This window comes from Curtobacterium sp. MMLR14_010 (genome assembly GCF_001865015.1).
GTDB lineage: Bacteria > Actinomycetota > Actinomycetes > Actinomycetales > Microbacteriaceae > Curtobacterium.
Window position 1 is genome coordinate 286,492 of sequence record NZ_MJGV01000046.1, and the last position, 14,688, is coordinate 301,179.

The 14,688-nt window shown below is 69.3% G+C and carries 14 protein-coding genes; 1 reads left to right on the forward strand and 13 read right to left on the reverse strand.

Going from position 1 to position 14,688, the window contains the following annotated elements:
• The first annotated feature begins 288 nt into the window (after positions 1-288).
• Entirely contained in the window at positions 289-837 is a 549-nt protein-coding gene (locus BIU98_RS09855; protein ID WP_071275417.1) for a hypothetical protein, read from the forward strand.
• 43 nt (positions 838-880) lie between these two features.
• Here the strand turns inward: BIU98_RS09855 and BIU98_RS09860 are convergent, their stop codons facing one another.
• From BIU98_RS09860 to thrS, 13 genes are all read right to left on the reverse strand, one after another.
• Entirely contained in the window at positions 881-3,217 is a 2,337-nt protein-coding gene (locus BIU98_RS09860) for a bifunctional (p)ppGpp synthetase/guanosine-3',5'-bis(diphosphate) 3'-pyrophosphohydrolase (RefSeq protein ID WP_254787844.1), read from the reverse strand.
• 45 nt (positions 3,218-3,262) lie between these two features.
• Complete coding sequence (locus tag BIU98_RS09865) at positions 3,263-3,613, reverse strand: rhodanese-like domain-containing protein (RefSeq protein ID WP_071275419.1); 351 nt, start codon at positions 3,611-3,613, stop codon at positions 3,263-3,265.
• Positions 3,614-3,618: 5 nt separating this feature from the next.
• Entirely contained in the window at positions 3,619-4,632 is a 1,014-nt protein-coding gene (secF, locus tag BIU98_RS09870; RefSeq protein ID WP_071275421.1) for a protein translocase subunit SecF, read from the reverse strand.
• Positions 4,632-6,368 carry a protein translocase subunit SecD gene (secD, locus tag BIU98_RS09875; RefSeq protein ID WP_071275423.1) on the reverse strand — a complete coding sequence of 579 codons (1,737 nt, stop codon included), beginning with the start codon at positions 6,366-6,368 and terminating at the stop codon, positions 4,632-4,634. The genes secF and secD overlap by 1 nt, the downstream gene beginning before the upstream one ends.
• A 95-nt stretch (positions 6,369-6,463) precedes the next feature.
• Complete coding sequence (yajC, locus tag BIU98_RS09880; RefSeq protein WP_071275425.1) at positions 6,464-6,850, reverse strand: preprotein translocase subunit YajC; 387 nt, start codon at positions 6,848-6,850, stop codon at positions 6,464-6,466.
• A 94-nt stretch (positions 6,851-6,944) separates the two neighbouring features.
• On the reverse strand, positions 6,945-7,982 hold the full coding sequence (gene ruvB, locus BIU98_RS09885; RefSeq protein WP_071275427.1) for a Holliday junction branch migration DNA helicase RuvB: 1,038 nt from the start codon (positions 7,980-7,982) through the stop codon (positions 6,945-6,947).
• Positions 7,979-8,599 (reverse strand): Holliday junction branch migration protein RuvA, encoded by a 621-nt coding sequence (gene ruvA / locus BIU98_RS09890; RefSeq protein ID WP_071275429.1) that lies wholly within the window; start codon positions 8,597-8,599, stop codon positions 7,979-7,981. The genes ruvB and ruvA overlap by 4 nt, the downstream gene beginning before the upstream one ends.
• Positions 8,596-9,261 (reverse strand): crossover junction endodeoxyribonuclease RuvC, encoded by a 666-nt coding sequence (gene ruvC, locus BIU98_RS09895; RefSeq protein ID WP_071275431.1) that lies wholly within the window; start codon positions 9,259-9,261, stop codon positions 8,596-8,598. Before ruvC ends, ruvA begins: the two co-directional genes overlap by 4 nt.
• A gap of 4 nt (positions 9,262-9,265) precedes the next feature.
• Positions 9,266-10,030, reverse strand: coding sequence for a YebC/PmpR family DNA-binding transcriptional regulator (locus BIU98_RS09900; RefSeq protein ID WP_071275433.1), 765 nt, complete (start codon positions 10,028-10,030; stop codon positions 9,266-9,268).
• 485 nt (positions 10,031-10,515) lie between these two features.
• Positions 10,516-11,127 (reverse strand): pyridoxal 5'-phosphate synthase glutaminase subunit PdxT, encoded by a 612-nt coding sequence (gene pdxT / locus BIU98_RS09905; RefSeq protein WP_071275435.1) that lies wholly within the window; start codon positions 11,125-11,127, stop codon positions 10,516-10,518.
• Positions 11,117-12,043 (reverse strand): pyridoxal 5'-phosphate synthase lyase subunit PdxS, encoded by a 927-nt coding sequence (gene pdxS / locus BIU98_RS09910; RefSeq protein ID WP_071275437.1) that lies wholly within the window; start codon positions 12,041-12,043, stop codon positions 11,117-11,119. The genes pdxT and pdxS overlap by 11 nt, the downstream gene beginning before the upstream one ends.
• 26 nt (positions 12,044-12,069) lie before the next feature.
• The gene (locus tag BIU98_RS09915) at positions 12,070-12,645 is read right to left on the reverse strand and encodes an HIT domain-containing protein (RefSeq protein ID WP_071275439.1); all 576 of its coding nucleotides are present in this window, start codon (positions 12,643-12,645) and stop codon (positions 12,070-12,072) included.
• Positions 12,645-14,567, reverse strand: coding sequence for a threonine--tRNA ligase (gene thrS, locus BIU98_RS09920; protein ID WP_254787889.1), 1,923 nt, complete (start codon positions 14,565-14,567; stop codon positions 12,645-12,647). The genes BIU98_RS09915 and thrS overlap by 1 nt, the downstream gene beginning before the upstream one ends.
• Positions 14,568-14,688 lie beyond the last annotated feature (121 nt).

Consider the following 14,688-nt stretch of genomic DNA (forward strand, 5'->3'; position numbering starts at 1 on the left):
CCAGTCGGGTGGTCGGGGTCGGGTGGCCGAGTGGTCACGACACCCCGCTCACGTGCGCCGAGTGGTCATCAGACGTCGCTGCGCGCCGTCGATGACGACGGTCTGTGGCCGGTCAGCGTCGCGCCGACGGGGTGTCGTGACCGGTCGGGAGGCTCGGGTGCGGTCTCCAGGGTGGGTTCGGGGAACTTCGGGGTCCCGTCGGACTGCCATCCGGCCGCTGCCCGGCCGCTGCCGGGCCGCTGTCCACAGCGTGCCGGATCGTCCTGGCCCGTGGGGCAGGATGTGCGAGTGCCCTCCTCGCGCCTGCTGACCACGGACGACTGGCCGGAGGCGGAGCTGCGTGCCGCGACGCTGGCCGGCGACCTGGTCGAGGTCGGCGCGTGCTGGGCGTCGATCGCGGAACCGCAGGACCCGGCGCTGCGAGCGGCGTCCTTCGCGTGGAGCACCGGCGACCCGAGGGTCATCGCCGCGGGACGGACGGCAACGTGGATCTGGGGCGCCCGGTCCCGACCACCGCTCCCCCACGACGCCTGCGTGCAAGCCGGGCAGCGCATCCACCGACGGGGCGGAGAGCGCATCCGGGAGGTCGCGATCACCCCAGAGGACCTCGTCCACCTGGCCGGTGTCCCGGTGACGCCGCCGGTGCGCACCGCTCTCGACCTGCTCCGAGTGCACGGACAGGACGCCTGGGCGGCATCTGCCGAGTCGGTCGCCGGGCTCATCGCGATCGGCGAAGTCGACCCGCAGGCCCTCCGGGACCGGCTGGAGCTGCTCGGCACCGTGCCCATGGTGCGGCAGGCCGAGCGCCGCCTCGCAGAACTGCTCGGGCGGAGCTGACGTCAGCCCGAACTGAGGCCGATCACGCCCGATCGGACGATGCTCAGCCGGCGCTGACGCGGTAGACGTCGTACACGGCGTCGATGCGTCGGACGGCGTTGAGCACGCGGTCCAGGTGCGTGGTGTCGCCCATCTCGAAGACGAACCGCGAGAGTGCCAGCCGGTCCGACGAGGTCGAGACCGTCGCGGACAGGATGTTGACGTGGTGGTCGGTCAGCACCCGGGTGACATCGCTGAGCAGGCCGGAGCGGTCGAGCGCCTCGATCTGGATCTGCACGAGGAACACCGACTTCGACGACGGGGCCCACTCGACCTCGATCATCCGGTCGGGTTCGTTCATGAGCGACTTCACGTTGGTGCACGCTGCCTGGTGCACGGACACGCCCTGGCCGCGGGTGATGAAGCCCACGATCTGGTCGCCGGGCACCGGGGTGCAGCACTTCGCGAGCTTGACGAGGATGTCCGGCGCACCACGGACGAGCACACCGCTGTCGCTGTTGCGCAGCTGTCGGCTCGTGACCTGGCGCGGGAAGGCGAGTTCGGGTTCGTCCGTCTCGGTCTCCGACTGGACGCCGGCCAGGACCTTCTCGATGACGGACTGCGTCGAGACGTGCCCCTCACCGATCGCGGCGTAGAGCGCGGAGACGTCGTCGTACCGCATCGCCGAGGCGACCTCGGAGATGGAGTCCTGGCTCATGATGCGCTGCAGGGGGAGGTTCTGCTTGCGCATTGCACGGGCTATGGCGTCGCGGCCCTGCTCGATGGCCTCTTCGCGGCGCTCCTTGGTGAACCACTGCTTGATCTTGTTGCGGGCCCGCGGGCTCCGGACGAACGTCAGCCAGTCCTGGCTCGGGCCGGAGTCGGGGTTCTTCGACGTGAAGATCTCGACGACGTCGCCGCTCGACAGCGAGCTCTCGAGCGGGACGAGCCGCCCGTTGACCTTCGCACCCATCGTGCGGTGCCCGATCTCGGTGTGCACGGCGTAGGCGAAGTCGACGGGGGTGGCGCCGGCGGGCAGGCCGATGACCTTGCCCTGCGGCGTGAAGACGTACGTCTCCTTGGCGCCGATCTCGTAGCGGAGCGAGTCGAGGAACTCGCCCGGGTCACTCGTCTCGGCCTGCCAGTCGGTGATGTGGGCCAGCCAGGCCATGTCCTGGTCGGTGGCACTCGACGTGTCGACGTCCCGGCCGGCGGCGCGCTGCTTGTACTTCCAGTGCGCGGCGACACCGAACTCGGCACGCTGGTGCATCTCGTGCGTGCGGATCTGGATCTCGACCGGACGCCCCTGGGGTCCGAGGACGCTGGTGTGCAGCGACTGGTACAGGTTGAACTTCGGCGTCGCGATGTAGTCCTTGAACCGCCCGGGCAGCGGGGTCCAGCGCGCGTGAACCGAGCCGAGCATGGCGTAGCAGTCGCGCACGGTCGGCACGAGGACGCGGATGCCGACCAGGTCGTAGATCTCGTCGAACTCACGACCGCGGACGATCATCTTCTGGTAGATCGAGTAGTACTGCTTCGGTCGGCCCATCACGTCGCCGCGAACCTTCGCGGCCTTGAGGTCCTTCTTCAGCGTGCCGATGACGTTCTGGACGAACTGCTCGCGCTTGGGCTGCCGTTCCTTGACCAGGCTGTCGATCTCGACGTAGAGCTTGGGGTGCAGGACCGCGAAGGAGAGGTCCTCGAGCTCGAGCTTGATCATCTGGATGCCCAGACGGTGCGCGAGCGGCGCGTAGATCTCGAGCGTCTCCTTGGCCTTGCGCGTCGCGGACGTGGACTCGACGAACCCCCACGTGCGGGCGTTGTGCAGGCGGTCGGCCAACTTGATCACGAGGACGCGGATGTCCTTCGACATCGCGATGACCATCTTGCGGACGGTCTCGGCCTGGGCACTGTCGCCGTACTTGACCTTGTCGAGCTTCGTGACGCCGTCGACGAGCATCGCGATCTCGTCGCCGAAGTCCTGCCGGAGCTGGTCGAGCTGGTAGTCGGTGTCCTCGACGGTGTCGTGGAGGAGGGCCGCGGCGATGGTGATCGGGCCGATGCCGAGGTCGGCGAGGATCTGCGCCACGGCGACCGGGTGGGTGATGTACGGCTCACCCGACTTGCGCTTCTGGCCGTCGTGCGCGCGTTCCGCCACGGAGTACGCCCGCTCGATGAGCGTGACGTCGCCCTTCGGGTGGTGCGACCGGACCGTGCGGATCAGGGTGTCGACGGCGCCTGCTGGCTGAGCCCGTGAGAACAGCCGTGGGAGCAGGGACCGGAGGGATCCGAGGTTGCCCGTGGTGTTCAGGCCGAGCGGCGGGCTGGTCGGCTCCGACGGCGATCCCGGGCGGCTGGGCGCCGAGTCGTCCTGCTTCGAGGATTCACGGGTGTCCGTCATGCTGCGCCTCCCAGGACGTGATCCGACAACACTACGCGCGTCGGGTCAGTGCCCGTGACCGTGTCCGCCGGAGGCGGTGGCGTCGGAGTCGTCCCGGACGACCGGAGCACCCGCGGACTCCCAGGCGACCATGCCGCCGGCGAGGTTGACCGCCGGGACGCCCGCCTGTTCGAGCGCGGCCACGACACGGGCCGAGCGCATGCCCGAGTGACAGACGATGATCGCCGGCTCGTCGGTCGGCTCGATCTCGCTCCACCGCTCGGTGAACTCGGACATCGGCACCAGGGTGGCCTGCGGGGCGTGGACCTCGGCCCACTCCCCCGGCTCGCGGACGTCGTACAAGCGAGAGCCGGATGCGATGCGGGCGAGGGCGTCCTCGACGGTGATCTCCTGCACGGCGATCAGGCCTCCGCCGCTGCGTCCGCGGGCACGCCGACCTCGGCGCGTCGCTTGGCGTTGGCGGCTTCCTTCTTGGCGTCCGCCTGCTTGATCTTCGGCTCGTTCTCGCGCAGGTGCGCGTACATGGGCGACGCGATGAAGATCGTCGAGTAGGTGCCCACGATGATGCCGATGAAGAGCGCGAGCGAGATGTCGCGCAGCGTGCCGGCGCCGAGGATGTACGACCCGATGAAGAGGATCGCCGCGACCGGCAGGAGCGCCACGATCGACGTGTTGATCGAGCGCACCAGCGTCTGGTTCACCGCGAGGTTGATCGACTGCACGAAGGTGCGGTGCGACTCCATCGCGGTGTTCTCGCGGACCTTGTCGAACACCACCACGGTGTCGTACAGCGAGTACCCGAGGATCGTGAGGAAGCCGATCACCGCCGCGGGCGTGACCTCGAGCCCCACGATGCCGTAGACGCCGGCCGTGATGAGCAGGTCGTGGACCAGCGCCACCATGGCGGACAGCGACATCTTCCAGGTGCGGAAGTACAGCGCCATGAACACGGCGGCCAGGGCGAGGAAGATCACCAGGCCGCGGATGGCCTGCGCGAGGACGTCAGCACCCCAGGTGGCGCCGATGAACGTCGAGGCGACCTCGGACTCGTCGACGTCGTACGCCTTCGCCAGTGCTGCCTGGACCTCGGTGGTCTCGCGGTCCGTCAGCTGGCCGGTCTGCACGCGGATGCCGTGCGTCCCGAGCTGCGAGACGCGCGGGATCTCGTCGGACACGATGTCCTCGACGGTGTTCGTCGCGAGGTTCTGGTCGACCGACTTGACGTCGGAGATCGTGAACTCGGACCCGCCGGTGAACTCGATGCCGAGCTGGTACCCGCCGCGGAGCCACGGCACGGCCAGCGACACCACGATCGCCACGACGGCGATGAGGTACCAGGTGCGGCGGCGGCCGACGATGTCGTACGACCGCTTGCCGGTGTAGAGGTCGTTGCCGAACTTGCTGAAGCTCGCCATCAGCTGTCCTTCCCGTTCGGCGCCCCGCCGTTGCCGGCCTTGCGCTCCGCGATGGTCTGTCGTCGCTGTGCCTCACCGGCACTGCGCTGGCGCTTGCCGTCCACGACCGGCGCGCGGAACTGCGCGCGACCGCGGTAGACCGCACCGAGGGCCGCCGGGTCGAGCCCGGAGAACCGGTGCCCCTCGTTGAAGAAGCGGCGGCGGGAGATGAGCTGGAGCATCGGGTGGGTGAAGAGGATCACGACCACGATGTCGATGAGCGTCGTGAGGAGCAGCGTGAACGCGAAGCCCTTCACGTCGCTGACCGCGAGCACGTAGAGCACGATCGCGGCGAGGAAGTTGATCGAGTCGGACGCGATGATCGTGCGGAAGGCACGCTTCCACCCGGACTCGACGGCACCCTCGAGGGCCCGTCCGTCGCGAAGTTCGTCGCGGATGCGCTCGAAGTACACGATGAAGGAGTCCGCCGTGATGCCGATCGCGACGATCAGGCCCGCGACACCCGCTAGTGACAGGCGGTAGTCGACGCGCCAGGACATGATCGCGATCACCAGGTACGTCAGGACCGCTGCGACCCCGAGCGACAGGACCGTCACGAACGCGAGCGCCCGGTACTGGATCACCGAGTAGATGATCACCAGGATCAGACCGATCAGCCCGGCGACGAGGCCGCCGATGAGCTGCGCGGTACCGAGCGTCGCCGAGATGTTCTCGTTCGACTGCACCTGGAAGTTGATCGGCAGCGCACCGTACTTGAGCTGGTCAGCCAGGGTCTTGGCGGACTCCGACGTGAAGTTGCCGCTGATCTGCGCCTTGCCGTTCGTGATCGCGACGTTCGTCGTCGGCGCGGTGATCACGTTGCCGTCGAGCACGATCGCGAACTGGTTCTGCGGCTGCTGGAGCGACACGAGACGGTTGGTGACCGTGCGGAAGTCCTTGGTGCCGGCGCCGTTGAACGTCAGGTTGACGGCCCACTCACCCGTGGTGGTGCCCTGCGAGCTCGTGGCGAGGCCGGAGGTGGCGTTCGAGATGTCCGCGCCGGAGACCTCGACCGGGCCGAGGATGTACTTGCCGGCACCGTCGGCGTCGCAGGTGACGAGCGGCTCGTCGTCCGGCGCCGTGGTGACGTCGTCCGGGGCCTTGCAGTTGTAGTTCGTGAAGAGGTCCTGCAGCTTCGGCGTGACCCAGGCCAGGTCGCTCGCGTTCGACGGCTTGGTGCTCGGTGTCGCGGCGAGGGACGCGGGCGGCGAGTACGGCGTCGGCGAGGCGCTCGACCCGGAGTCCCCTCCGACAGAGGTGTTCGCGGCGGCCTCGGTGTAGAGCACCGGGCGGAAGGTCAGCTTGGCCGCTGCCTCGATGCGCTGGATCGTCTGCTGGTCGGGCTTGCCCGGGATCGACACGACGATGTTGTTGGCGCCCTGGGTGTTGATCTCGGACTCCGAGACCCCGGTGGCGTCGATGCGCTGACGGATGATGTTCACCGCCTGCTGCAGCTGCTGCGAGGTGACGGATCCACCCTCGGTGTTCTGCGCCGCGAGGGTCAGCTGTGTGCCGCCCTGCAGGTCGAGGGCGAGCTCAGGGACCCAGCTCGCGCCCTCGTACCACTTGCCCGTGTCGTCCTTGTTGGTGGCCGCGAGGATCGACGCGGCCGTGTTCAGGCCGGCGAGGATCGCGATCAGGATCACCAACCAGGTGAGCGAGCGCAGCGCCTTCTTGACGGGTGTCGATCGTGCCACCGGTCGTCTCGTCTTTCTGTCAGGACCGTCGGCGCTTGACGCCGACGGAAGAGTGTCGCCACCGGGTCACGGTCGTGACCCGGTGCCCGAGGGGTCTAGTCCTCGGTCTTGCGCTTCGCCTGCTCGGCGTCGTCCGCACGCTCGCCGTAGATGGGCTCGCCGTTGAGTTCGGTGACGTGCTTCGGCTCGTCATCGGTGGTGGTCGTCGTCTCGATGTCCGAGGCGGTGTCGTCGACGACGCGGGAGAGCGTCTGACGGTGCACGGTGACGACGGTGCCGGGGGCGATCTCGACGTCGGCGGTGACCTTCTCGTCGTCGACGGAGAGCAGCGTGCCGTACAGGCCGAAGGACAGCATCACGCGAGCACCGGGCACCATCTTGGTGGCGAGCTCGCCCTGCTGCTTCTTGCGCTTGCGGCTGTTGTAGAACATGAAGGCCGCGAACGCCACGACGATGACGATGAGGATGACTTCTTGACCCATGGTTGCATTGCCTTCTCTGGTATTTCGGTTTCGGGCCGTAGCAGTCTAGGGCACCGGGCTGTGGCTGGCGTCGCGGCCGGTTGCTGGGGCGGGATCACTCGTCGTCGAAGAGCCCCGGCATCGCCGAGGCGCCCGGCTGCCCGGGCGTGAGACCGAGGTGACGCCAGGCCGACGGGGTCGCGATGCGCCCACGCGGCGTCCTGGTGACGAGGCCGATCCGGACGAGGAAGGGCTCCACGACCGACTCGATCGTCTCGGACTCCTCGCCCACGGAGACCGCCAGGGTGTTCAACCCGACCGGCCCGCCGTCGAAGCGGGTCAGCATGGTCTCGAGCACGGCGCGGTCGAGGCGGTCGAGGCCGAACTCGTCGACGTCGTACAGCTCGAGCGCACCCTGCACCGCGGCCATGCCGTCGCCTGTGGCGTGCACGAGCTCGTAGTCGCGGACACGGCGCAGCAGGCGGTTCGCGATGCGCGGTGTCCCCCGCGACCGCCCCGCGATCTCCCGGAGGGCGAATCGGTCGAAGTCGAGGCCGAGCAGGTGGGCCGCGCGGATGAGGACCTGTTCGAGCTCGTCCCGCTCGTAGAACTCGAGGTGCGCGGTGAAGCCGAACCGGTCCCGCAGCGGGTTCGGCAGCAGCCCGGCACGGGTGGTGGCGCCGACGAGCGTGAACGGTGCGAGGTCGAGCGGGATGCTCGTCGCCCCGGCACCCTTGCCCACCATGACGTCGATGCGGAAGTCCTCCATCGCCAGGTAGAGCATCTCCTCCGCCGAACGCGCCATGCGGTGAATCTCGTCGATGAACAGGACCTCGCCCGGCATCAGGGACGAGAGCACCGCCGCGAGGTCGCCGGCGTGCTGGATCGCCGGACCGCTCGACATCCGGAGCGGCCGACCGGACTCGTGGGCGACGATCATCGCCAGGGTGGTCTTGCCGAGTCCGGGCGGCCCCGCCATCAGGATGTGGTCCGGCGTGCGGTCCTGCATCGCCGCTGCCCTGAGCAGCAGGTCGAGCTGCCCGCGGACCTTGCGCTGCCCGACGAACTCGGCCAGGGACTTCGGTCGGAGGGCGCCCTCGAACGCGAGCTCCTCGGGTGACTCGGCGTCGGCCGCGGTGATCCCGCCGCTCATCGAGCGGCTCCGGAGGGCCGGAGGGCACCGAGCGCCGCGCGGAGGAGTGCCTGCGTGCCCATCGCCGCGACGCCCGGTTCGGTGGCGATCGTGTCATCGACGGCCGTGCGAGCGGTGTCCTCACGCCAGCCGAGCCCGACGAGCGCGGTGACGACGTCTTCCGATGCCGGGTGCGCGACCCCGCCACGGGCGCCGGTGGGGGCGGTGGACGTCTCGAACGCGACGAGCTTGCCCGAGAGCGCGACGATGATGAGCTTGGCGGTCTTGGGCCCGATGCCGGACACCTTGCGGAATGCGCCGTCGTCGTCCTTCGCCACGGCGTTCGCGATCTGTGCCGGGTCCATCTGCCCGAGCACGCCGAGCGCCGACTTCGGACCGACACCGGAGACGCTCCGGAGCAGGTCGAAGACGCGCAGCGCGTCGGTGGACTCGAAGCCGAAGAGCAGGTGCTCGTCCTCACGGACGATCATCGCGGTGCGCAGGAAGACCTCGGCTCCGTGGCGGAGCGTCAGCGCGTGCGCCGGCGTCACGGTGACCAGGTAGCCGACCCCCGCGCACTCGACCACGACGCTCGATCCGGCGATGTCGATGCAGGTTCCCCGGAGGCTGGCGATCATGCCCCGAGCCTAGGGGCAGCGGCCGACGACGCCGCACGCCGCGCTGCGGCCTCGGCACGCTGGAGCGGCGAGGTCGCGCGGCTGATCGGCGAGGCCGCGCTGCGGCCGGTCGTACCTGCCTGCGCGTCCCGCCACGCGCGCTGCGCCGGGGTGAGGGTCCCGGTGCCGGCGCTGACCGCATCGGGTGCACCGAGCCTCCAGGCATGGCAGACGGCCAACGCGAGCGCGTCGGCGGCGTCGGCCGGCTTCGGGGCCTCGGCGAGACCGAGCACGCGGGCGATCATCGCCTGCACCTGGCGCTTGTCGGCGTTGCCGTAGCCGGTGACGGCCGCCTTGACCTCGGACGGGGTGTGCAGACCGACCGGGATCCCGCGGACCGCCGCAGCGTGGAGTGCGAGTCCGGCGGCCTGGGCGGTCCCCATCACCGTGCGGACGTTCGCCTGGGCGAAGACGCGCTCGACGGCGACCGCGTCCGGGTGGTGGGCCTCGATCTGCTCCGCGATGCCCGAGGCGATCAGCACCAGGCGCTGCTCGAGCGCCATGTCCGCCGGCGTCCGAACGACCGTGACGTGCACGAGGCGGGCGCGACGGTCCGGGGTGACCTCGACCACCCCGACACCGCAGCGGGTGAGCCCGGGGTCCACCCCGAGCACGCGGAGCACCGGCTCAGTCCTCGTCCTCGTCGAGCTCGGCCTGGACGTCGGCGGGGACGTCGAAGTTCGCGTAGACGTTCTGGACGTCGTCGCTGTCCTCGAGGGCGTCGATCAGCCGGAACACCTTGCGGGCGGTCTCGGCGTCGACGGGGACCTTGAGGCCGGGGACGAACTCGGCGTCGGCGGAGTCGTAGTCGATGCCGGCGTCCTGCAGCGCGGTGCGGGCCGAGACGAGGTCGCTGGCCTCGGTGATGACCTCGAAGCCACCGCCCTGGTCGATGACGTCTTCGACGCCAGCGTCGAGCACGGCCGTCATGACGTCGTCCTCGGTCAGGCCGTCGGTCTTGGTGACCGAGATGACGCCCTTGCGTGCGAAGTTGTAGGCGACGCTGCCCGGGTCGGCCATGGTGCCGCCGTTCCGCGACATCGCGGTGCGGACCTCGGCTGCTGCGCGGTTCTTGTTGTCCGTCAGGCACTCGATGAGCATCGCGACGCCGTTGGGGGCGTAGCCCTCGTACATGATGGTCGTGTACTCGATCGACTCACCGGTCAGGCCGGCGCCACGCTTGACGGCGCGGTCGATGTTGTCGTTCGGCACCGAAGTCTTCTTGGCCTTCTGGATGGCGTCGACCAGCGTCGGGTTGCCCGACAGGTCAGCGCCGCCCATCTTGGCCGCGACCTCGATGTTCTTGATGAGCTTGGCGAACGACTTCGCACGGCGGCCGTCGATGACGGCCTTCTTGTGCTTGGTGGTCGCCCACTTGGAATGCCCGGACACGGTTCTCCTTGCGTCGTGCGGAAAGTCCCGATCAGTTTACCGGCCGGGAGGCTCGGCGTGCGCCCGGCGCGCAGGCCCTGTGGACAGGCGGTCGCCCCCGGCGGTCTGTGGAGTGTTGGAGGTGCGGCGAGACGCCGGTGTCTGGCGTGGGAGGTCCGGCGAGACGCCGGTGTCTGTGCGAAACGCCTCGGGCTTCGTGAGACGCCGCGGATTTCGGCGGCGTCTCGGACACGTCGAGGTGTCTCATCGAGACGCCGGTGTCTCGCGTGAATGGGGCGGCGAGACACCGGTGTGTGTGCGAAACGCCGGTGTCTGGCGTGGAAGGTGGGGCGAGACGCCGGTGTCTGTGCGAGACGCCTCGGGCTTCGTGAGACGCCGGGGATTTCGGCGGCGTCTCGGACACGTCGAGGTGTCTCGTCGAGACGCCGGTGTCTCGGACAGCACGCACAGCGACGCACGCGCGGCGAGGTCGTGGGACGCTCGGGTCAGGCGTGCCGGACGAGGTCGAGGAAGCGGCGGTGGAAGCGGTCCTCCCCCGCGACCTCCGGGTGGAAGGCGCTCGCGATGACGTTGCCCTGCTGCACCGCGACGACCTGGCCGTCGGACAGCGCCCCGAGGACGTGGACGCCGTCGCCGTGCTGCTCGACCACGGGCGCACGGATGAACACCGCGTGCACCGGGGCATCGCCGAGGTCGGGCATCGGGATGTCCGTCTCGAAGGAGTCGTTCTGGCTGCCGAAGGCGTTGCGACGGACCGTCGTGTCAAGCACACCGAGGGTCTGCTGCCCGCCGATCGCGTTCGTGATGCGCTCGCTCAGCATGATCATCCCGGCGCACGTGCCGTAGGTGGGCAGCCCGCTGCGGATGGCCTCGGCGAGGGGCTCAGCGACACCGAACGCACGGGACAGCTTGTCCATCACGCTCGACTCGCCGCCGGGGATCACGACACCGTGCAGTCCGGCGATCTCCTCGGGCCGACGGAGCGGCACCACCTCGGCGCCGAGCTCCGTCAGCGAGGCGATGTGCTCGCGGAAGTCACCCTGCAGCGCGAGCACCCCGATGCGGGGCGCCGCGCCCGTGGTCGGACTACCAGCCACGCTCGGCGAGGCGGTGCGGCGCGGGGACGTCGGCGACGTTGATGCCGACCATCGCCTCTCCGAGACCACGCGAGACCTCGGCGATGACCTTGGGGTCGTCGTGGAAGGTCACGGCCTTGACGATCGCGGCGGCGCGCTTGGCCGGGTCGCCCGACTTGAAGATGCCGGATCCGACGAAGACGCCGTCAGCGCCGAGCTGCATCATCATCGCGGCGTCGGCCGGGGTGGCGACGCCACCGGCGGTGAACAGGACGACGGGGAGCGTGCCGGTGCTGGCGACTTCCTTGACCACGTCGTACGGCGCCTGGAGCTCCTTGGCGGCGACGTAGAGCTCGTCGTCCTTGAGGTGACGGAGCGCCGCGATCTCCTTGGCGATGGTGCGGATGTGGCGGGTGGCCTCCGACACGTCACCGGTGCCGGCTTCGCCCTTGGAGCGGATCATGGCCGCACCCTCGGTGATGCGACGGAGCGCCTCGCCGAGGTTGGTGGCACCGCAGACGAAGGGGGTCGTGAAGTTCCACTTGTCGATGTGGTTGACGTAGTCGGCCGGCGAGAGGACCTCGGACTCGTCGATGTAGTCGACGCCGAGCTCCTGCAGGACCTGGGCCTCGACGAAGTGGCCGATGCGGGCCTTCGCCATGACGGGGATGGACACCGCGGCGATGATCTCCTCGATCATCGAGGGGTCCGACATGCGGGCGACACCACCCTGCGCACGGATGTCGGCGGGCACACGCTCGAGGGCCATGACCGCGGTGGCGCCGGCTTCCTCGGCGATGCGGGCCTGCTCGGCGTCGATGACGTCCATGATGACGCCGCCCTTGAGCATCTCTGCCAGACCGCGCTTCACGCGGGACGAGCCGGTGATGGAGGTGCCGAGAGTGCTGGTGCCGGGGGTGCTGGTGCTGTCGCTCATGATCCCCCCATCCTAGTGCCGAGCGCTCAGGACTGCTGGGCGGACCAACCGTCTGCGACCAGTCGTCGGGTGTCCCCGAGCATCTGGGACATCGACTTCGTCCTGGCGATGATCGGGAAGAAGTTGGAGTCCGACTCCCACCGCGGCACGACGTGCTGGTGCAGGTGCCCGGCGACGCCCGCGCCGGCGACCTCGCCCTGGTTCATGCCGATGTTGAAGCCGTCGCAGTGCGACACCTGCCGCAGGACCCGCATCGCCGTCTGGGTGAGCTCGCCGATCTCGCGGAGCTCCTCGGGGGTCGCCTCGTCGTAGAGCGGGACGTGGCGGTACGGGCACACGAGCAGGTGGCCGTTGTTGTACGGGTACAGGTTGAGCAGCACGTAGGCGTGCTCGCCCCTCGCCACGATGAGGGCGTCCTCGTCCGACTTCTGGGGAGCCTCGCAGAACGGGCAGTCGTCCTTGTGTCCGCGGCCCTCGCCGGCGCGGCCGGAGTCGATGTACGCCATCCGGTGCGGGTTCCACAGCCGCTGGAAGGCATCCGGGACCGCGGCCTGCGTGGCCGCGTCCCGGATGACCAGCGGGTCGTCCTCGGCGTCGTGCATCAGACCTGCGCGCGGTCGCGGATCGCGGTGAGGATGCGGTCGACGGCCTCGTCCACGGGCACGGCGTTGTCCTGGCGCCCGTCGCGGAAGCGGAAGCTCACGGCACCGGCGTCACGGTCGTCTCCGCCCGCGATGAGCTGGAACGGCACCTTCTGCTTGGTGTGCGTGCGGATCTTCTTCTGCATCCGGTCGTCGGAGTGGTCGACCTCGGCACGGACGCCCTCGGCGCGGAGCTTGGCGATGACCTCGTCGAGGTAGTCGCCGTACTCCTCGGCGACGGGGATGCCGACGACCTGGACCGGGGCGAGCCAGGCGGGGAACGCACCGGCGTAGTGCTCGGTCAGGACGCCGAAGAAGCGCTCGATGGAGCCGAACAGCGCGCGGTGGATCATCACGGGGCGCTGACGGGTGCCGTCGGCCGCCGCGTACTCGATGCCGAAGCGCTCGGGCAGGTTGAAGTCGAGCTGCACGGTCGACATCTGCCAGGTGCGGCCGATGGCGTCTCGGGCCTGCACGGAGATCTTCGGGCCGTAGAAGGCCGCACCGGCGGGGTCGGGCACGAGTTCCAGCCCGGACTCCTCGGCGACCTCGCGCAGGGTGTTCGTGGCCTCGTCCCAGACGTCGTCGTCACCGACGTACTTCTCCGGGTCCTTCGTGGAGAGCTCGAGGTAGAAGTCGTCGAGCCCGTAGTCGCGGAGCAGCGACAGCACGAACTCGAGGGTCGTGGTCAGCTCCTCCTTCATCTTCTCCTTGGTGGTGAAGATGTGGGCGTCGTCCTGGGTCATGCCGCGGACACGGGTGAGGCCGTGGATCACGCCGGACTTCTCGTTGCGGTAGACCGTGCCGAACTCGAACATCCGGAGCGGCAGGTCACGGTAGGACCGGGGCTGCGAGCGGTACGCCAGGATGTGCATCGGGCAGTTCATCGGCTTGAGGTAGTAGTCAGCGCCCTGCCGGGTGACGTTGCCGTCCTCGTCCGTCGCCTGGTCCATGTGCATGGCCGGGAACATGCCGTCCTTGTACCAGCCGAGGTGCCCGGACTGCTCGAACAGGTCGCCCTTGGTGATGTGCGGCGTGTAGACGAACGAGTAGCCGTTCTGCTCGTGCCGACGGCGCGAGTAGTCCTCCATCTCACGACGGATGATGCCGCCCTTGGGGTGGAAGATCGCCAGCCCCGACCCGATCTCGTCGGGGAACGAGAAGAGGTCGAGCTCGGCACCGAGCTTGCGGTGGTCGCGCTTGGCCGCTTCCTCGAGCCGCACCAGGTACGCCTTGAGCTGGTCCTTGTCGGGCCACGCGGTGCCGTAGATACGCTGCAGCTGGGGGTTCTTCTCCGAACCACGCCAGTACGCGGCCGCGACGCGCATCAGCTTGGCGGCGTTGCCGATCCAGCGGGTGTGTGGCACGTGCGGGCCGCGGCAGAGGTCCTGCCACACGACGTCGCCGGACTTCGCGTCGACGTTCTCGTACACGGTGAGCTCACCGGCGCCGACCTCGACGCTCTCGCCCGAGTCGCCGTCGGACGCTGCGCCCTTGAGCCCGATGAGCTCCTGCTTGTAGGGCTCCCCCGCCATCAGCTCGCGGGCTTCGTCGTCCGACACGACCCGGCGACGGAAGCGCTGGGCCTGCTTGACGATGCGGTCCATGCCCTTCTCGATGGCCTTGAGGTCCTCGGGCGTGAAGGGCTCCGCGACGTCGAAGTCGTAGTAGAAGCCGTCGGTGACGGGCGGGCCGATCCCGAGCTTGGCGTCGGGGTTGATCTGCTGCACGGCCTGCGCGAGCACGTGCGCGGCCGAGTGGCGGAGGATGTCGAGGCCGTCCTGCTCGTCGAGGGTGACGGGCTCGGCGGTCTCGCCGTCCTGCACCTCGGCGGCGAGGTCCTTGAGCACGCCGTCGACACGGATCGCGACCACACCGCGCACGCCGTCGAAGAGCTCGGTGCCCGTCGTGGTCGTCGTCGCGGTGCGGGGCTCGGGTGCCTGGGGCACGTCTGCGGGCTGGCCGGCTTCCGGCGATGCGACTGACTCGGTCACGATGGTGGGA